16 protein-coding genes are annotated in these 18,345 nt (G+C 37.6%); 10 read left to right on the forward strand and 6 right to left on the reverse strand.

Features of this window, described 5'->3' with window-relative positions; all coding sequences use genetic code 11:
- The first annotated feature begins 79 nt into the window (after window positions 1–79).
- From ACFINU_RS06750 to ACFINU_RS06765, 4 genes are all read left to right on the forward strand, one after another.
- Window positions 80–367 carry a hypothetical protein gene (locus ACFINU_RS06750; protein ID WP_273791311.1) on the forward strand — a complete coding sequence of 96 codons (288 nt, stop codon included), beginning with the start codon at window positions 80–82 and terminating at the stop codon, window positions 365–367.
- A gap of 138 nt (window positions 368–505) precedes the next feature.
- Window positions 506–871, forward strand: a complete 366-nt coding sequence (locus ACFINU_RS06755; protein ID WP_375617995.1) for a hypothetical protein — start codon at window positions 506–508, stop codon at window positions 869–871.
- Window positions 872–1,570: 699 nt separating this feature from the next.
- On the forward strand, window positions 1,571–1,897 hold the full coding sequence (locus ACFINU_RS06760) for a hypothetical protein (RefSeq protein WP_375617996.1): 327 nt from the start codon (window positions 1,571–1,573) through the stop codon (window positions 1,895–1,897).
- 90 nt (window positions 1,898–1,987) lie between these two features.
- Window positions 1,988–2,785: a hypothetical protein gene (locus ACFINU_RS06765; RefSeq protein WP_375617997.1), complete on the forward strand. Its 798-nt coding sequence runs from the start codon at window positions 1,988–1,990 to the stop codon at window positions 2,783–2,785.
- A 242-nt stretch (window positions 2,786–3,027) separates the two neighbouring features.
- Here ACFINU_RS06765 and ACFINU_RS06770 read toward each other — a convergent pair whose 3' ends face one another.
- On the reverse strand, window positions 3,028–3,198 hold the full coding sequence (locus tag ACFINU_RS06770; RefSeq protein WP_375633301.1) for a hypothetical protein: 171 nt from the start codon (window positions 3,196–3,198) through the stop codon (window positions 3,028–3,030).
- A 1,672-nt stretch (window positions 3,199–4,870) separates the two neighbouring features.
- Here ACFINU_RS06770 and ACFINU_RS06775 point away from each other — a divergent pair.
- From ACFINU_RS06775 to ACFINU_RS06785, 3 genes are all read left to right on the forward strand, one after another.
- Window positions 4,871–5,314: a hypothetical protein gene (locus ACFINU_RS06775; RefSeq protein ID WP_375617999.1), complete on the forward strand. Its 444-nt coding sequence runs from the start codon at window positions 4,871–4,873 to the stop codon at window positions 5,312–5,314.
- Window positions 5,315–5,539: 225 nt separating this feature from the next.
- The gene (locus ACFINU_RS06780; RefSeq protein WP_375618000.1) at window positions 5,540–5,725 is read left to right on the forward strand and encodes a hypothetical protein; all 186 of its coding nucleotides are present in this window, start codon (window positions 5,540–5,542) and stop codon (window positions 5,723–5,725) included.
- A 1,274-nt stretch (window positions 5,726–6,999) separates the two neighbouring features.
- Window positions 7,000–7,773, forward strand: a complete 774-nt coding sequence (locus ACFINU_RS06785) for a DUF4167 domain-containing protein (protein WP_375667469.1) — start codon at window positions 7,000–7,002, stop codon at window positions 7,771–7,773.
- 1,062 nt (window positions 7,774–8,835) lie between these two features.
- Here ACFINU_RS06785 and ACFINU_RS06790 read toward each other — a convergent pair.
- The 4 genes from ACFINU_RS06790 to ACFINU_RS06805 form a co-directional block, all read right to left on the reverse strand.
- Entirely contained in the window at window positions 8,836–9,282 is a 447-nt protein-coding gene (locus tag ACFINU_RS06790; protein ID WP_375618011.1) for a hypothetical protein, read from the reverse strand.
- A gap of 47 nt (window positions 9,283–9,329) precedes the next feature.
- The gene (locus ACFINU_RS06795; RefSeq protein WP_375667474.1) at window positions 9,330–9,695 is read right to left on the reverse strand and encodes a hypothetical protein; all 366 of its coding nucleotides are present in this window, start codon (window positions 9,693–9,695) and stop codon (window positions 9,330–9,332) included.
- Between the two features lie 967 nt (window positions 9,696–10,662).
- The gene (locus ACFINU_RS06800; RefSeq protein ID WP_375618002.1) at window positions 10,663–11,676 is read right to left on the reverse strand and encodes a sensor histidine kinase; all 1,014 of its coding nucleotides are present in this window, start codon (window positions 11,674–11,676) and stop codon (window positions 10,663–10,665) included.
- A 22-nt stretch (window positions 11,677–11,698) separates the two neighbouring features.
- The gene (locus ACFINU_RS06805) at window positions 11,699–12,493 is read right to left on the reverse strand and encodes a response regulator (RefSeq protein ID WP_375607013.1); all 795 of its coding nucleotides are present in this window, start codon (window positions 12,491–12,493) and stop codon (window positions 11,699–11,701) included.
- A 168-nt stretch (window positions 12,494–12,661) separates the two neighbouring features.
- Here ACFINU_RS06805 and ACFINU_RS06810 point away from each other — a divergent pair, with 168 nt between their 5' ends.
- The 3 genes from ACFINU_RS06810 to ACFINU_RS06820 all read left to right on the forward strand — a co-directional run bounded on the left by ACFINU_RS06810 (window position 12,662) and on the right by ACFINU_RS06820 (window position 15,073).
- Entirely contained in the window at window positions 12,662–12,865 is a 204-nt protein-coding gene (locus tag ACFINU_RS06810; RefSeq protein ID WP_375618003.1) for a NepR family anti-sigma factor, read from the forward strand.
- A gap of 7 nt (window positions 12,866–12,872) precedes the next feature.
- Window positions 12,873–13,427: an RNA polymerase sigma factor gene (locus ACFINU_RS06815; RefSeq protein WP_273724155.1), complete on the forward strand. Its 555-nt coding sequence runs from the start codon at window positions 12,873–12,875 to the stop codon at window positions 13,425–13,427.
- A 224-nt stretch (window positions 13,428–13,651) separates the two neighbouring features.
- Window positions 13,652–15,073 carry a sensor histidine kinase gene (locus ACFINU_RS06820; RefSeq protein WP_375618004.1) on the forward strand — a complete coding sequence of 474 codons (1,422 nt, stop codon included), beginning with the start codon at window positions 13,652–13,654 and terminating at the stop codon, window positions 15,071–15,073.
- Window positions 15,074–15,960: 887 nt separating this feature from the next.
- Here ACFINU_RS06820 and ACFINU_RS06825 read toward each other — a convergent pair.
- Window positions 15,961–17,949: a M23 family metallopeptidase gene (locus ACFINU_RS06825; protein ID WP_375618005.1), complete on the reverse strand. Its 1,989-nt coding sequence runs from the start codon at window positions 17,947–17,949 to the stop codon at window positions 15,961–15,963.
- Window positions 17,950–18,345 lie beyond the last annotated feature (396 nt).

Below are 18,345 nucleotides of genomic sequence, written 5' to 3' on the forward strand. Positions count from 1 at the left end.
GAGGAATGCAAGAGCCGTACAACGGAAAAAGATATTCAAATGCTTAATACGCGTTTAGCTTATCAAAAAGGGGGATATAATGGCACTTTTTCCATTTTCTATTGCTGATATTGATGATCCTGAATGTATTCGTGTGGTTCTTTATGCTAGCGGAAGAATGGGACATGCTCCTTTGAATGCTCTGTTGAAGCAAACACGTCAAGATCTCCAATGTTTTGATAAAATACAGACTCAAAATATTCTCCAACTTACACAGCGTTTGGATATTTTAGAACAACAATTGAAAACGATTATCAAAGATCTTGAAGATGTGAAACACAAACAAGACGCTGAAGAAGCGGATAAAAGTAAAACGATGGGTGATTAACCATCTCGATTTGTGTCTCTATGGGATTTAGCTCCTTTAAAGCAGTGAGATAGATAGTTGTAAACAGGATAGTTATTTGCCTGTCCATAGAGCATTTATTTTTTTGATCAACCAAAAATGAAAAAGAGGTATTCTATAATGAAAAAATTGATTTTAATATTTTTAGCTTTGTGTCTTACTGGACCAGCTTCTGCACGTTTGTGGACTATTTCAGATGATTGTTCAGATATCGGCGGAACAATGGTTCGCTCACAAATCATCAATAATATTTCTGTCATTCCATATAAAAATTTGCAAGGGGTAAATATTCTCTCTGTTTTAGAAACGAGGCCTACAGAAGAGCCAGAAATGTCAAAAATTGTAGGAAGAACATTTCATATTCAAAGTCCTGAGATTGTTGAGCTGGCCTATAGAGCTTACAGTACATCGCAATTCGTTGATATTTGTTACAGAAGTAACTATTCAATCAATGTTATTCGAGGGCTGAGAGTGCGTGATAATTAAGCGTATTATCTGTATTCGTTGTGACTTAAATAGGCGATGCTTGGAAAATGGTCAATCTTCTACACTAAGGCTATTTTAACCCTAGCAGTTTTCTGATTTACAGTTTTTACTCAGAGTATAATCGTTCATGTTTTACAGAATTCATGAGTTATCGGTATTGAGGATCTATCTTAAGATATTCAACTACAGTTGATTCTATTTTAAACTGAGTGATTTTGTATCAATCGTCGTTTGAGCTTAGATGGCAATTTCATTCTAGCGTTTGGTGTTAGACAGATTTAAGCTTAGTGAGGCTGTAAATACGTGTCTTAATTGTCTTTGTTGACAGTATGCCGCTTGCGATAGGCAATAAATCATAGACACATTTTGAATCCGTAGAATGCACGTACATTAACAATGGCAGACATTGTCAGTGGTAGATATCGCCAATGGTAGAGCTTGTGCATGCGGTGTTTTGTTGTGTGCATGAGTCATCATTCACGCGGCATCAATAAGGGAAGGCTTTGCTGTAGAGCCTGTAAAATAAATCGTGCAACAGCGGGGATAGAGGTAAGAATAGACTGAGATGAGGCAGTCTTATCACGGGCTAAAGCTGGTTAAAATTCTCGTCTTTAAGGAGGCGAGGAGGTTAAAAATATCCATTAGATTGCATGGGGGTGCATTTCATGTCCGTTGCAATAAATTTAAAAGAGGTAAATTATGAAAAGCTTTTTGAAAAAAATATCCATCGTTTTGGTGATAATAGCATTAACAACAGGTGTTTCTCATGCTGGAGTTTATGAACAAAACGGTTATCTTAATTCGGTTCAAGTCGTTAGCGCAGGAGCACAATGTCTCCTAGAGCTCAGATACGGTATCAGCCCTACTTCAGACATTCAAAAAGGTGTTTGGGGCTGTGATAACATTGTTGGAAAAAGTATTTTGGATTTGGCAAAAACCGCAGTCATTTTGAACAGAAAAGTAATGGTTATTTTTGAAGCGGGTCATGTGCCAGCAAAAAGGGTTTTAGCCATCACTTTAAAATAAGATCAATAGGGGTTTTTCTCCCTTTTTATATCTGTAACGCTTCAAGACGTTACAGGTATAAAATATGGAGTGTATATCAAAGGTATAAAAATGTTTCAAAGAGCATTCTCAGTATTTTTAGTGACAGTTTTATTTTTTTTCTTTTCAGATGTAAATCTGTCATATGCTATTGATCCTCCCCATATGGTTTTCCGTATAGATGATCGCTCTCCATCTGTTATATTCTTTGGAGGAGGTTTTGCCCCTTGGGGGGATGATCAGGATATCATACATCATGTAACTGGGCACTCTCTTGCTCAACAGACTTCAGCATTTGTGTCTACAACTGCAAATATGGATGCAGTTTACAGAATGGCGCGGCAACAGATTGCTAATAATCCTGATGAAACGTACTGGCTATATGAAATTATTCCAGATATAAATTTTTATTATGTTCCTAACTCACTCTTTGATACAGCCATGTCTGCTGACAACGTTGTTCAACATGAACAAGTTATGGATCTTTATTATGCATATTTATGGCAGGATGAATGGGCTTCGCTGGGGGCAATCAATACAAATCATATATACTCTGCAAGAAGTATTATGCGGCAAGCGAATGGTGATATTGTCATTGGTCCTAGAACCTTTAATTCTCTTTTTGTTGCCGCTCCATCACAAGTAAATTCGGGGACACTTCCTTCACAAGATTACACTTTTTTATCAGCTTATTATTCTGATAGCGAGGATGCGTTATCTCCAATGTCACTGGCATTTCTTGTAGAATCCTGTAACAGCTCTTCATCCAGTGGTCATATGGAGCGTTCTGGGGATTCTTCCTGCAGCACATACAAACATTCTGTTGATGATATTATGTATAAAATGAATCTATGGTATGAAGCTCTTTAAAGAATTACAGCTATATCTTGCTATTTAATCAAAAACAAAAAAGTAGGAAGATAGCGCATTTCTGTTTTATTTGATTGGTTCTGATGCGCATAGTGCGTAGGGCAGAGAAAATTTTTCGGTATTATGAAGTGTGATAGGGGTGCTATAAAGCATAGGTGTGACATCATCAAAAATGGAAGCGTTGATTTAACAGTATTTGTTTACCTCGATTAGAAAATCCGTTCTTTTCTTTGTTTGGAGTTTTACATCAATAATTTCTTATCTTGTTGTCGTGCTGCTTTTTGAGAGTGCGGTGATAGAAGGCATGTAAGTTTTATATATTGAAGTGTTTGTGTGTGGTGAATATGGGGAGTGTTTTTTTCGTCATGTGATGAACTCTTCGGGCGGTGGGGATTTTGTCCATAAAGCGTCATAAAATATCGCTTTTTGTTCTATGGTGATAGAGATCCCATGAGGGGAAAAGACAAAGGGGAAAGTCAAGTGGATTTTGCGAGCCAATCATGTAAACTGGAACGAATTCCATGCGGATATAAATCAGGTTCTGTTTGTTGCATATAGCGCTATTTGTTGCATAACTTGTGATAGCCAATTCTCTAAATAAAGGGATTTGACCGGTAGCAGAAAAAAGGAATCATTACGAGACAGTAAGTGTGCTTGTTTCAGAATGTCTAATGCTTTTGCATGACAAAGGAACGCGAAACTCTGTCACGCCTTCCTTTCATATTTTCGAGTTCAGGGGTGTCCATATATTTTCTTCAACTTGATTTTTATGCATTGGACACAAGGGAATTGGATGCAAGGGAGTTGAAGGCTAGGGAGTTGAAGGCTAGGGAATTGGATGCAAGAGATTGAGATATAAGAGATTGGGATGAACATTTTTGGGATAAGCAAAGCTAATATGTTACGCTCGTTGTTTTACAGCGCGTTTGATAAAAAGCTAGGACATCTTTCCAATCCATTATGTGTGTAACTTTAAGGCGTTGTTTTCTTAAGAGAGTGCAGAGCTTTTTTTGTTGCTTGTCAATCAACATCAAATTTCAAAGCTGTAGCATGTTTGAGAGAAAGAAGAATGAGAGCCTTACGGATTCAGAAGGGCAAAACTCTCTGAGCGATTCCAGCTTTTGTAAGCTAGACTTTATATATGCCAGATGAGGGCTGTATTTGAGTGATTTCTGAAATAGGAAGACAACCTTATTGAGAAAAAATATAAAGGCATATCAATCACTCTTCGGACTATCATCTTTTTCCTTTATAATTTTCAAAACTATCTATAGCAATATTATTTAAATAATGAAGATAATGCCTTATGCTTTTATGTATCGTGTGTCTTCTTGGGATCATGCCTCTCACATAAAAACAGAATGCCTCAAATATTAAAATATTATTTGTCTCCGAATATACATTTATTGCATATTCATGGACTTGTTTTTAAAGAGATATCCCACTCCCAAGTCCCTTTTACAAGAACACTCGTCAATGGTATAGGGGTAAAGCCCCTATGAAATGTATAAAACTTATAAGGTATCTCCCTCATCTTTATGCTTCATAAAAGTGCAGGTTGGTACTCTCATATATTTTTCCAGTTTCCAATGTTACGAAAGCCTTGGTTCGTGAGACGATTCATAAGAGGCATATGCCTTTTTTGTACAGTTTTTAATCCACATGCCAGCTCCGCTTGTAACTTGCAAGCGACATGGTTTTGATCGTTTCAACAGAAAACAAATTTAGGATGAGAGAATCCTATGGTATTCGGGTCTCTCATTCAATATGAAAAAACAATAAATACTCTTTGTAAATCAATGTGATGTGTCTTAACAAAGACGAATTGTTTATAAAGCCGCATGGATGAAGAATCTTCGTCTTTTAAGGTGGTGAAAGAAAATCATAATCCCTATTTTTTCATAAAGGGCATGAGAAAAGTGTTTCATAAGAATTATATACGATAAGAATTATACGATAAAAAAGAGAGTCTTTTGACATAAGAGTCTTGATCGTTTGCGGCTATAACCTGTATTGTGTACACAGATACTTCTATCATTTTTTGCTGTAAAAGCTTCTCTTGGGATATTAAAGGGTACAATCTTTATGGAAAAAAGAATTCGTGCAAGGCAAAAGGCTTATTTTAAAAGATTATATCGCAAGATTGCTTTTGTTTGCATAATACTTTTTTGTATAGTGATTTTGTGTTTTGTTGTTGCAAAGGTGGTCAGTTATTTTTCTTCTCATAAAGAAATAACACAACAAGCACCTGTTGAATTGGTTATTCCTGTTTTTGATCTGCGCGTATATTGCAAGGAAATTGCTGCTTCCGTTATGCCTGATATGAAAAGAGAAGTTTATCAGCATTGTCTTAATTTGGAGAGTGAGGCCTATTTTGCTATTCGTGAAATGTGGGATAAGCTTTCTGATACTGCAAAAAAACAATGTTTGACGTTGGTACGACCTGGGGATGGAAATTATTTTCTCTTACGCGATTGTTTTCTCAATGAAAAAGAAAATAAAAAAGGCAAAAGACGCAATTACTTTTAAGTTTTTATACGGAAAGTTAAAAGGATGCGAATTTTGATGAAAAGATAAAAACCCCTTAAATTACGATCTGCCTCGAGACCAATAGAAATTTTATTTATCTTGTTATATCGCACTTCTTATTTAAGGTGTGGCGACATAAGGCATGGATGCTTCCTTGAAATGTTTAAGGGGGCGTGGTGGAGTTTTAGGAGGATTTGTTGCGCTTTTTTAAGGGAAATAACGAGTGTGGGAAATCCATTTCGTAATGGTTCTGGTGAATGGTATAATGGTAAAGCCCTCATGAAATGTATAAAATTTATAAAGCAAGTTCATCTTTATGGTTTAAAAAAGAGTAAGCCGGTACTATCTCACACTTTGCTCGCTCCCAATGGTGCCTCTCGACAACCCTTTCGCCTTAGAGACGGTTCATAAGAGGCACTTTTTTATCGTTTTTACTCCACGCAGGTTTTCCCACATGTAACATGCAAGAAAAAAGTTTAATTCAAGAGCAAACAGATTGAGGATGAAAAATCCTACGGTATTAGATTTTTTTACTCAACACAAAAAATATGAATTATGATTATAAATCAATTCAGTGTGCGAATTTTACAAGAATTTTTATTGCTGACAGAACATTGTGACTTGAGAACCTTCATTCTTTGAGGGCGTAAGTCAATAGACATGACAAAAATGAGTAAAAAAGAAACATTCCTTTTATAAACATTCAAAGTTGCTTCATGCGTAAAGCGCTGTGCTGGGTTTACAAATGCGCTTGTTTTATAATTCTAGTTTTCTTTATCAGAAAATTCTTTATCAGAAAAGATAAGTAAGGAAATACGTTAGGCCATTCTTATTGATAGGCTTTGAGGAGGGTATTTTTTTGAGAAGAAGCTGATTTTTAAAAAAGTGTGACATATTGGTCGTTTTTTTCATAATTTGATATTTTTTTGTATTTAAATATTTTGTTTTTAAGCTCAATTTGTTATAAATAAAAACTGTGATTAACTTAAAAACTCTATGGGTTAAAATAAAAATTGATAGTATCATTGACTTGTTTGGGAAAGAAGATTGATCTCTTGAGTGATTATAGGGCTTGAATAATACTTCGTGTTAATCTATCTATAAAAGTTAAGAGGTTTTGTGAGGCGATCGTGGATTATCGCTCGCAAGGGGTTGCTTTAGCGATGAAGAGAGGCTATATTTATAAAGTAAAGAGGTTCGCGCAGTGACTCGTTGGGATGGAAGTGCTTAAGAGTTAAATGCACGAGGGGGTAGAGAATATCGGCGTTTTTAGGAGCGGTGGTTTTAGAGCAAAAAAGGAAGCTTATACTATTCTCTGGCAGGAATTTTTTCTTTGTCAGGGGTGTTATATGTGTGTTTTCCTTTTTGTTTTCCACAAGATAATTATTTTTTTAGTGAAATATGGTTTATTTTAAAAAAAACACTTGGCATTTTACGTGAACATCATTAGGTTTCTGCTGTTTGACAGAGAAAAAGGGAATTTTTGATTTACGATTTCCCTGCTGTTTTGTGATTTTCAAGAAAATATATGCTTTTATCAATATCAGTAGGGTTCGTTTGAGTGAAATAAACGCGGATAGCTTGATAATCGTATGTTAAACATGATCAGCATTATCAAAAGATAATGCAATGAGGAAGCGTCAATTAAGACACACATAAGACAAACACTCCAAAAAGGGATAAAGATGAGGCCACAACAAAATAGACGGGTACGCGGTCGCAATAATAACAATAATGGTAATAACAATAATAATCGTCGCGGTCCTAATCCGTTGTCTCGCAATTATGAAAGTAGCGGTCCGGATGTTAAAATTCGCGGGAATGCTCAGCAAATTGCCGATAAATACATAAGCCTTGCGCGTGATGCACAAGGTGCAGGCGATCGTGTTATGTCGGAAAATTATTTACAACATGCCGAGCACTATTTGCGTATTATTTTAGCAGCAACTGGGCAAATGTCTCAATCGGTTCGGCGTGATGAAAATCGTGGTGATGAAAACGAAAATCGTGATGAAAACAATGGGCAAGAATGCGGTGAAATAAATCTTGATGGTGAAAAAAAGGATGCTGTCGAGGGTGATACAGATGTATTACAAATGTCGTCGCAAAAAAATGGTAATGACCAATATGATAAAGCGCAAAATGGGGATGCGCGAGAAAACGCTTTAGAGGCTCTATCGGATGAAAAAACAGATCAAGAGCACTGCCTCTCTGAGAAAAATGTTGAACCTGTCAAAAAAATACGTCGTTCTCCTCGTCGACGTACTGTACGGGCTCAAGATGAATCATCTCTTGAGCTTTCACTTACAACAGCAGAAAACTCTAGCAATGGAGATGCATCAACAGCAACAAAAACAGTAACAAAAGAGGATTCTTCCTTGCCTGGATTAGGTGAGGGGATACAGAGAAAACCACGCCGTCGCCGAGTGGTCAATCTTGAGGCAGAGGAAAATGTTTAAACCTGAAGGGTGCTGTGTAAGCGCTTGTTGTGATGTTATTGGCATCATGATAATAAATTATAATATGCTCAAGAAGCTTCTTGCGCTTTCCTTGAGTTTTCACGGGGCTGTATCAGGAATTTAACCAAGGCTATTGACAGAAAAGATTGCCTCTTTGCTGAGATTTAAGTAAGGAGATATAGAGAAAACCACATCCGTGTATTTTAAGAGTCAGTTCTTGTATGAAGAACGCAATGTCGTTGTTTTATTTAATTCACACTTATATTCAATGTATTCATGCCCATTTCGCGCTGGTGTTCATGAATTCTATCATGTGAAATCCATCGGTTATCTTTGCTTAATAAAAGATGTAAGCTGGGCGTTATTGCTTTAATTTTCAATGTTGCAACAGTTCTTCTTTTGATACCGGATCATTCATAAGAGGTATTTTATTCATCGATTTCCTTGCTAGGATATGTGAGGAAATGATTTTGATGAGCTTCATCATAAATAGATTTGAGATGAGAGAATCTTACAGTATTTGAGGTTCTCATTTGACGTGCAAAATAAATCATCACTATAAATTAATATGTTGAATTTTTGCACTCAAGAAGAGGTATTTCTTGCACGTTCATTAGCTTTTCCCAAGTGATGTCATTTTCTTAAAATGGGAATGCGTTGACAGAAAGGTTTCTTCTTTTCCAAGATTTAAGTGAAGGGATACAGTAAAAAACGCGCCGTCGCCCGTGTGGTGAATATTTAATGATTATCACATTGATTTATAATAATAATTCATTGTTTTGAATGTTAGGTGAGAGCCCCTAAACCCCTAGAATTCTCTCATTTCCAAATTTGTTCCATGTTGAATCAACAAAAAACATTCGCTTGCACGTTGCAAGCGGGGGAGAGCCCGTGTGGATAAATTTGTATAAGAAGGAATAAAAATGGCTCTTATGCACTCTCTCTAGCGCCAAGGATTATCGGCAACACCCACGCGCTGGCAAAGCGTGTGATAATGCCGGCTTGCAGAAAATGTTTAAACCTTCAAGGATGCTATGTCAGCGCTTATTGATGTTAGTTTGCTTAATGAGGCATTATCTTCGATCTCTCTTTTGTTGTTTCAACAGAAAGAATGGAGACAAGTGCACCGGTGTGATAATTGTAAATCATAAATTTTGTTTGTCCATCAGGGGTTAAAACTTTCAGTACAATATTGTGTTCTGAGAGGCTTTGCGACAAAATCTGTGTTTTTTCCGGTAGAGAGAGCGTATGATGGATAACGTGTGGGTTTTTGCTGAGAGAGGAAGATAGCTCTGTTTGTTTTGGCGCTGATCCGGTTTTTATCACTTTATAAACAATTAAAAACAGTACAGTTAGAATAAGGAAAAGCGTTATTAAAACGGAAATAATCATTAAACCCATAAGTTTTTTTCTTACTCGTTCTACAGCAGGGTCTAAAGGGAGATCTTGAGGCAGAGAATTTTGCTCTGTGTGATGGTCTTTTGAAGGTTGCATTCGCTTATTATCCATCATGTCTTTCATTGATTATTTTTTTGAGATCTGATGGGTTTATGCTTTTAAAGTTTTTTGTGCAAGAGGTTTGTGGAAGAAGAATGCAAAAGAGGAAGCGATGTTGGTAAAATATCTTCTTTGTGTACTGTAGACAGCTTGTTCTTTACGTTTTGGCTTTTAAGCAGGAAATTTCCATGGTTTGTTACAGACCAGATCAAGTTTACTTCTTGTTGATGTAAATTGGGGTGTACATTTATACATTGAGCAAAAATTTGTTGTCCATAAAATGCAAACTTTTTTGTGGACGGGACCATGTCCTGTTCACAAGCTTGAGCCGTGGGATAGATTTTAACCATTGTATTGTTCGAATAGCAACTATTAAAATCATCTGTACATGAAACTAATAAGAGGATAAAAACAAGGGGATTCATCAATTATTTTCCAAATGACAGGTTGACAGCGCGGACTCCAATTTGTCAGCCTAGGGGCTTCTTCACTATTAAACGGTTTTACAGTTTTTTGGTTCCCCTTTGAGATGCGGGTTCTATAGGGAATTAATCAAAGTCATTGGCTTGCACGTCATAAAAGGGTGTGTGTGGGGGCTCTATGTTGGTGGGTAATATTTGAAAAAAGACTGAAATGCCTCTTATGGAGGCTCTCAAAGGTCAATGGCTTTTGTAACATGAGAGACAAATGGTATGATGATGCTCAGCTACTACTTTTATGAAGAGAAAAGGGGTATGAAGGTAAAGAAGGATGTGGCGTAACAAGGGGCGGTTTTGATGGTTCACTTTACGGGGGCTATTATATCTTATTTACAGATACTGTTTTGAAATGAGCGTGGATGCGCTGAGAAATATTAAAAAAGTGCGTGAATGAGGGACACAAGTGTATTCTGTTTTAGGATGCCCTATTGTAACTGAAGAGGATATCTCCATTAAAGAATGCGATAAATAAAAGCATAAAATGTGTAATTTACATCAATTAATTGTCGTTGTCGTGGAGGCTTTAAGCCCGTAAATTTGAAGAGTGATGATGGATATTAGCTTTACTCCTTGAAATTTCATATTCTGCCAAAATAAAATTATATACGCATTGCGAAAATTACACAAAAAGAGATGGATAATAGCCTCGCTTTTATTTTGCATATAAAAGCTGAAACGGTTTGCTCTTTATCGTTTTGGTTTCTGTTTTAAAATATGCCGGTTATATAAGGGATGGAAGTTGATTGACAGCGGGAATGGATTTTATGTGGCTTTTAGTTCTCATCGTTAAGGTTTTGGGGAACTATAGAGGTTAGTTTAAAGAGGTTGGAAAATATCTTTGTGCTTAATAAACAGATGAGACATTTTATTAAAAAAGGGGAAACTTCTCTTGTTTATTGTTTGAAATGCTCTTTTAAGAAAAAATATCAAAATAAGTATCAGGAACAGAGAGGCAATAGACAATTCCTTCTTGTGTCAATTTGAGAGAAGCTGAACCATTCACGGAAATGGGAACGATTTTTTCGAGAACGGCACTACCAAAACAGGCTTTTTTATTGTTTGTGGGAGGGATGCCGGATTCAAAATTTTCATGCCAAGTGATGATAAGTTGCGTTTTGCCATTCAGTTTTGTTTCGATTTCACAGCGTACACAGATGCTCCCCTTTTCTTGGGAAAGGGCTCCAAAAGAAAGAGAATTGACAATCAGTTCATGAAAAGCCAAACCGATATGCAAAGCGGCATTGGGAAAAAGATAAGGATCGACGCCTTCAAGTGAAAAACGTTCTGTTTCTTTCATAAAATAGCCTAAAGCCTGCGTTTGGACCAATTCGCGAAATTGAGCACCGCGCCAATCTGAATCAGTGATCAGATCTTGAGAATGAGAAAGAGAATGAAGACGACCTTGAAATTTTCGTAAAAAAACCTGAAGAGATTCAGTATAGCGGGCGGTTTGGCTGGCAATACTTTGAATGATCGCTAGAAGGTTTTTAGAACGGTGACTGACCTCGCGAAGAAGGATTTTAAGCACTTGTTCACGGCGGCGTAAGCCGGAAATATTGACACCGGTGGTGATAATCCCAATAATGTCTTCGTTATCATTGCGGTGGCAATCAATAGAAAATTTGTACCAAATCTCTTGTTTATTTGTATCTTCAAAACGTGCCTCAACAGTTTGCATTTTGCCACTGGCTAAAACTTGCAGTTTGATGGTTTCCATATTGTCTGCAAGGTCAAGCGAAAAAAAGTCGCTGTCACGACACCCAACCCGCCATTTATTGTGCAAATGGTGTGGCAAGTTTTCAGCCCATAAATAAACCAGATTTGTTGCCTGATAGAGAACACAAATATCAGCACCACGAATCGCTTGCATGAGCGCACTCATATGAGATCTATCCATGGGAGGCTTTGAAAGAGGCGTAACGATCATAATTTTAAGATGTTACCCTGTTCTAAGCCGCTTTAGAAGCATTCTCTTGAAAAAATAAAGCTTGGGAAATAAGCGCTTTCACCATATCAGGGTTAAAAGGTTTGGTCACTAAAAAAGTTGGTTCTGGACGCTCGCCGGTCAGTAGCCTTTCGGGAAAAGCCGTGATGAAAATCACCGGTATACGGTCATTTTTCAAAATCTCGTTGACCGCATCAATCCCTGAACTGTTATCGGCTAATTGAATATCAGCCAAAATCAACCGTGGTTTTTTCTTATGATACATAATGACAGCTTCATCACGCGTGCGCGCTATTCCTACAACATGATGACCTAGGCTTTCTACCATTTGCTCAATATCAAGTGCAATAAGAGGTTCATCTTCAATAATCATTACTTCAGTGGCAATTTGTTGAGAAATATCAATGGATGCTTGGTTGAGCAGCTTACGGAATTCTTTCGTATCCAGATTCATGATTTCGCTGGCGTCTTGTTCATGAAATCCTTCAACGGCAATGAGCAAAAATGCTTGGCGTGCACGGGGCGTGAGATAGGATAATTTGGCACTGGTTTTTTGTTCAAGACCAAATTGGGGCAGGGGTTCAGGGATGTTTGGTGTGGTTTGGTCAAAAAGATGGCAAAAAAGCCAATAGGTACCAATTCGGTCAGTGGATGCTTTGGGAAAAATTGAGATGTCGGCAATGAGTGCTTCCAACATCGCTGAAACATAGGCATCGCCAGAGGATTGGCTACCGGTGACAGAGCGGGCAAAACGCCGAAGATAGGGAAGATGCGGGGCAATGCGCGTTGATAATGACATAATTTATAACTCCTTTGACCTTTCAAGCATTTTGTTGGTTGAAATTCTCAACCGATAAAAAAGTTCCTTGATTTGTATGGAACTTTTTACCGACAGCTATATTTACAACCATAAGGCGAAAAATTCTTCGCGGTGCTAATGGTAATATATGGATTAGGGGGATGAAAAATGAACGACCGTGATGAAAAAAATCTCACTACACAATTTAGAATTGGAGATGATCTTCTCGGAGTCAATAGCGAAATAGCACGGAAGTTACGTCAATTTTACATAGAAATTCAAGAAGAAGCACTGCCACGGTGTTTGCTTGAGCTTTTAGAGAAGTTGGAGCGCGCAGAACAATTTGGCTTAAACAATGTGGAAAAGGTTTGAATCCTTTATGTCAAAGTGCGCGAAAAACTTTAAACAAGAACTCCTTTCTGTGTTGCCGGCTTTACGAGCTTTTGCTGTTTCTTTAAGTGGCAAGCACGATAAAGCCGAAGATTTGGTCCAAGATACTGTTATGAAGGCATGGGCTAAGCAAGATAGTTTTGAGATGGGAACTAATCTTAAAGCTTGGCTTTTTACCATTTTGCGCAATGAATTTTATAGTCAAATGCGTAAAAAGGGAAGAGAAGTTCAAGATACCGACGGCGTGTTTACTCAAAATGTCGCTGTTCATCCTGCTCAATATGGATCACTTGATTTGCAAGATTTCAAAAAAGCCTTAAATTTGCTTTCTGCCGATCAAAGAGAAGCCATTATTCTCATTGGTGCATCGGGATTTTCTTATGAAGATGCTGCCGCTATTTGTGGTTGTGCTGTTGGAACCATTAAAAGCCGTGTGAGCAGGGCGCGTAATCGATTACAAGAACTTCTTAAAGTAGATGGTGAGTCTGATTATGGTCCTGATTCTTACTCAGCTGGAAGTACATTGTGTTCATTTAACGGCTAAAAAAGCATAATAATTATGATGGATAGCCTTGTTTTTTTTATTCCCGTTATAGCTATTACAGTAAAGTCAGTATCTGAGGAAATTCAGAGTGTTTGGCGTGTATCCTTAGGAACACAAGAAAAGCCTGTATAAACTTTCCCACGGGCTTTAGGTTTTATGTTCCATAAGGTTGCCTTCCTTTGTGCTGAAAAATGACGACTTTCAAGTTCGCCAATGGACATTCTATGACAACAAAAACAAATTTGATGCCTCAAATGCCTTCTTCTGATGCAACGATATCACGCTGGCGGTGGGTTGCGATTGTTGTTTCTCTTGTTATGGCTCTTTTGGCATCGGTTTTTATTATGTTGCTTTCAAATGCTGTTAATCGAGAAGTTGCACAGTTGAATACAAGTTCAGAATTACGCGAACAGGCTGATTTGGTCCTTATTAGCTTGATTGATATGGCTGTTGCTGATCGCAGCTATGCAAAAACGCGCAAGGCGGAAGATAAAATACGTTTTGAAAATGCAGAGCGGGAGTTAGGGGATATTCTCGATTATATCGCACTTATTGTTTATGCGCATCCACAATGGGATGAATGGTTTACGGCTTTTAAAAAAGAGGTTGAAGCACGAAAAGCCTTTATGAATGCCCATATGCATGCTCTTGATGCGATTCCTGAACAACCTTCTCATGCTGCCTCTTTTGAAGTATCAAAGATTCCTGTGGCACGTTTAGCTCAATTGATGACAAGCTTTATTAATGGGGATGATGTGGTGCGACAAAAACAGCGTGAGGGTATCGCATTGATGCGGGCTGCTTTGACATTGGCAGCTATTGTTTCCGTTGTGAGTACCTTTATTTCTGCCTATTTTGTTATTAATCGTTTTCATCGTGATGTGCGCTCTTTAAAACTGTATCAATTGCTGCTTCATAGCGAAAATATCGCTCTGGAAGCCCGCGTGAAAGAACGAACACAAGAATTAGAAAGAGCACGCAATCACGCTGAAAAAGAACGCCAACGGGTTGAAATATTATTGCAGGATGCAAGCCATCGCATTGGCAATTCTCTTGGGACGGTGTCTTCTTTGCTGGGACTCCAGTTAAACCGGAGCAAAAATGAAGAGGTACGTTCTGTTTTAGGAGCTGCGCGTGATCGTATTCAGACAATTTCTACAGCACATCGTCGTTTGCGCTTAAGTGATGATATGGAAACGACTTTTTTGGCAGAGTTTCTCAGTTCTGTTGTGCATGATGTCGAATTGGCAGTCCCTTTTGAATTGCGTGAAAACATCGCCATTCACACAAACTTTAAAGATTGTCGCCTGTCTTCAAGAGATGCGACAACACTTGGAATTATCCTTGGTGAACTGCTGACAAATTCCTTAAAACATGCCTTTCCTAATCAACGGTCGGGTCATATTTATATCTCCTTTGGTCCCCAGAAAGATGGACAATTGATGCTCATTGTAGAAGATGATGGCGTGGGAATGAAAAGCCAAACTTTAAAACAAAAAACAGGACTTGGTCGTGTGGTCGTGGAACAGCTCTGTATGCAATTTGGTGAAAAACCTCTATTTGAAACTTCTGCTTTAGGAGGTACAAAGATTGTCATTCCTTTGCCAAAACTTAGCATGAATAGTTCAAAAAAAAGCTCTGACTGATTTTTTAAAAGGGTAAATTTTCTCTTTGCCAGTGGCATGCTGCCTTTGATTCATCGTGAAGGTATGGGGAGGGCATCTTTTCACAAGAAGAAGGAAAAATACGGCTTCAGTAGCGCGAACACAGCACCATTCATATCAGATTGTCAATTGCCTTCAAGAGAAACAACTTTGCTTCTTTATCTTTTGGTGTATGTTTGATTTTCTTTCTTGTTGTTTTTTTGCTTTGTTGACTCCGATGATCGGCTTTCAAAGTTCTCCTTTCTTAGAGCTTTGAAGTGCTTAAGTTAAAATTTAAATTTATTTTGAATAAGTGCTCCTTTAAGCCAATCGTAAGCTCTATTGCTTTGCAAAAAGATTGTTTTTTCAAGTTTTGTTATTTTTTTGTAAGGCATGTGAAACTTTAAATATAGGGTATTTTTGTAAAAGTGTGTAACAAATATTCTCAAGGATAACTTGCTCAGAAAGTTTATGAAACACCGTTCTTTATGGCTATGAACAGCATAAGCATTCAACAAGTGGAATCTATTCAACAAGAAGTCGGGTTGTTTATAGAATGATATGGATTTTAGAATCTTCGTTCTTTAGAAAAACTCACCTTTGATTTGAGATTTTATTGCATGACAAATAAGGACGGGCTATCGTTTTGATAAAATAAACAATAAAGAGTTAGCCTTTTGGGGTTTCATATTTTTCACTTTTCTATTGTGCGTAAACCTGAAAAGGGGAGGGCGTTTTATTTTTAATCATTGTGATGCGACCTTGGGTGGTGGCATCTTTCGGCAAATTCTTTATAGATATTTAAAGTGCGGAAATCTCTTTAAGAAAAATAAGCGCTAAAGCATATTTTTAGATGTTTTGAGTCGTAAAAATGCAGATGCTTTCATGCTTTAAGTTTCTTCGGAGGAGGTTATCGGGCTGTTGATCAAGGCATCAATATTGTTTTTTTCTTGTAGGAATGTTTGTAGGTCTTGATTGGTTAAGGCTTTGCTATCCGGTATACGAATGCGCATGGGATCAACTTTGACGCCATTGACAATGATTTCAAAATGACAATGGGGACCGGTTGCCATTCCTGTTGTTCCAACATACCCAATGATTTGTCCTTGTCGTACTTTCACGCCTGGTTTGATGTCTGGTGCATAACGGCTTTGGTGTGAATAACTGCTGACATATCCATTGGCATGTTGAATTTCTGTGTGATTTCCATAGCCACCTGTTACACCTACTCTTGTAACAATACCATCTCCTACAGCAATAATGGGTGATCCTTTAGGAGCAACCCAATCAACTCCTGTATGCATGCGCACATAGCCTAAAATAGGATGTTTGCGTGGACCAAAGGGAGAGCCAAAAATGCCATTTGGTGTGGGTTTGCGCAGCAAGAAAGGCTTTGAACTTTTCCCTTCAGAATCATAATAATCAACGCTTCCATCTTTTAATTGATAACGGTAATATTTATAAGTTGTATTCCCAAAAGTTGCACTAATATAACGAATTTCTGGATCAGCGTTTTTGGAGGGTTCTTTGGCTTTCAAATTCTTTTTACCGTTTTCGTTTTCTTTATCGCTTTGTGGTACGGCATAAAATATTTCGATTTGATCATTGGGGGTTATCGGACTTTTCATGTCAATATTGGTGGCAAGCAGACGAATAAGACGATGAGAGAGAGATTGTGATATATTATGGCTTAGCAAAGCACTATAGAGTGCATCATAAGCTGTTGGTAATTGCGCACTATTGATATAAGAATGCGGAATACCATTTTGAAAAGCCGTTTTAAGAGCTTTAGACATTTTAGGCTCTGTGCTTTCAATGAATTGGCCTTTATCATTCAGGGCAATGGTGAGAATATGATGCATCCCTTGATAGATACTTGCGCGTACGAGATGATCTTCTTCACCAGCTTGTGTCACGATACCAATGCGTAAAAGGCTTCCCTCTTTAAGGGAATCGGAAAGGCTTATTTTTTCTAGCGTTTTTACAACCTGGTCAATTTGCTTTTTTGTATAACTGGTTTTTTTGAAAGCATCGGCTATCGTTTGTTTTTTACGAATAGGAATAATATCTTCAACATAGTTTTTCGTCAGATCGATACGGTGACTTTGAGGAGAAACGGTTACATTTTCTTGAACGATTCGAACTTCAGGGGATTCTGTGCTTTGGGAAGGGGAGGATACATCTTCTAATTTTAAAGGATCAATCAATGTGAGAACTGAAAGAAGTTCGGAGCTCTTTTCTAAAGTAAATCCAGCTTTTTGCACTTCTTGTTGTGCCTCTTCATCTGTCAATGTGTCGCTGTCATCAAAATCGAATTGATTTACCTTAAAATCATAGCTGCGTAAGGTGAGTTTTGTTTCAACCTTTGCACCGTAAATCTGCCCAGAATCTTCTTGTGGTACGATATTTTGATTTTTAGAATCACTGGCAAGAATGCTTAAAGAATCAAATTTTGGATAACTATATTTCTGGGGGCGATTTTCGGCTAAAGCCATACGAATCCATTCAAAATGTTGTGTTTGAATGACTTTTTCATCGCCTTTTTTTTGTAGAATCGATAGTTCAAATTGACGTTTTCTGTCAAAGCTTTGCCGTGCATGGGTGGGAGAAATACGATCACCTTTATAGCCATTGGCCTCAGGGTCTTGTGATTCTGATAGGTTTTCTTGCGTAAACCATTGTGGCGGTGTTACCAATCGCTGTTGTTCATCAAGAGCCGTAAAAAGTGCAATCCCCATAAGAATGCAGGAAGTGATTCCTGTCAGAATGGTTCCCGTAAGCCAACGAGCAGAGACCTGTCGGTGCGCAGGCCGCAAACGCTTGACGACAAGAGCAGGATCTTGTCCAGGATCGTTTTTTTGTTGTTCGTTATCCCACATAGATTTATAAGAGTACTTTTCAATATTAAATAAAGAAAGCTAGATAGATAGCTTAGCATGCTTCTACAGGAATTTGATTCTTTTTACAAATTACAGATCATGCGATTCTCTTTATACAGCAATGTCTTTATAAATCGTATCTGCGCAGAAAATTTTCCCTATTAAAGTAGCATAAAACAAGCGTTATTGTGATTAACTCATTCCTAGGCAACTTCCTATTTTTATGCATTGCAATGGGGTGCTATATTTTACTTTAAAGGCGCCATGCTCTCTTTGAACTCCTTGCTGTTTTCATGTTTTATTTTTATGAAGGCAGATTTTGCCAATAATATCTTGAAATAGGATTTTTTGTTTAATATTTTATTGGTATTGTTTGGGGCATTTTATTTAAAAAAA

This window comes from Bartonella sp. AC130YNZD (genome assembly GCF_042196865.1).
Lineage (GTDB): Bacteria > Pseudomonadota > Alphaproteobacteria > Rhizobiales > Rhizobiaceae > Bartonella.

Excerpts from the sequence above, each read along its gene's own strand:
- ACFINU_RS06750 (WP_273791311.1), top strand. The coding sequence starts at position 80 with ATGGCACTTTTTCCATTTTCTATTGCTGATATTGATGATCCTGAATGT.
- ACFINU_RS06755 (WP_375617995.1), top strand. The coding sequence starts at position 506 with ATGAAAAAATTGATTTTAATATTTTTAGCTTTGTGTCTTACTGGACCA.
- ACFINU_RS06760 (WP_375617996.1), top strand. The coding sequence starts at position 1,571 with ATGAAAAGCTTTTTGAAAAAAATATCCATCGTTTTGGTGATAATAGCA.
- ACFINU_RS06765 (WP_375617997.1), top strand. The coding sequence starts at position 1,988 with ATGTTTCAAAGAGCATTCTCAGTATTTTTAGTGACAGTTTTATTTTTT.
- ACFINU_RS06770 (WP_375633301.1), bottom strand. The coding sequence starts at position 3,198 with ATGACGCTTTATGGACAAAATCCCCACCGCCCGAAGAGTTCATCACAT.
- ACFINU_RS06775 (WP_375617999.1), top strand. The coding sequence starts at position 4,871 with ATGGAAAAAAGAATTCGTGCAAGGCAAAAGGCTTATTTTAAAAGATTA.
- ACFINU_RS06785 (WP_375667469.1), top strand. The coding sequence starts at position 7,000 with ATGAGGCCACAACAAAATAGACGGGTACGCGGTCGCAATAATAACAAT.
- ACFINU_RS06790 (WP_375618011.1), bottom strand. The coding sequence starts at position 9,282 with ATGGATAATAAGCGAATGCAACCTTCAAAAGACCATCACACAGAGCAA.
- ACFINU_RS06795 (WP_375667474.1), bottom strand. The coding sequence starts at position 9,695 with ATGAATCCCCTTGTTTTTATCCTCTTATTAGTTTCATGTACAGATGAT.
- ACFINU_RS06800 (WP_375618002.1), bottom strand. The coding sequence starts at position 11,676 with ATGATCGTTACGCCTCTTTCAAAGCCTCCCATGGATAGATCTCATATG.
- ACFINU_RS06805 (WP_375607013.1), bottom strand. The coding sequence starts at position 12,493 with ATGTCATTATCAACGCGCATTGCCCCGCATCTTCCCTATCTTCGGCGT.
- ACFINU_RS06810 (WP_375618003.1), top strand. The coding sequence starts at position 12,662 with ATGAACGACCGTGATGAAAAAAATCTCACTACACAATTTAGAATTGGA.
- ACFINU_RS06815 (WP_273724155.1), top strand. The coding sequence starts at position 12,873 with ATGTCAAAGTGCGCGAAAAACTTTAAACAAGAACTCCTTTCTGTGTTG.
- ACFINU_RS06820 (WP_375618004.1), top strand. The coding sequence starts at position 13,652 with ATGACAACAAAAACAAATTTGATGCCTCAAATGCCTTCTTCTGATGCA.
- ACFINU_RS06825 (WP_375618005.1), bottom strand. The coding sequence starts at position 17,949 with ATGTGGGATAACGAACAACAAAAAAACGATCCTGGACAAGATCCTGCT.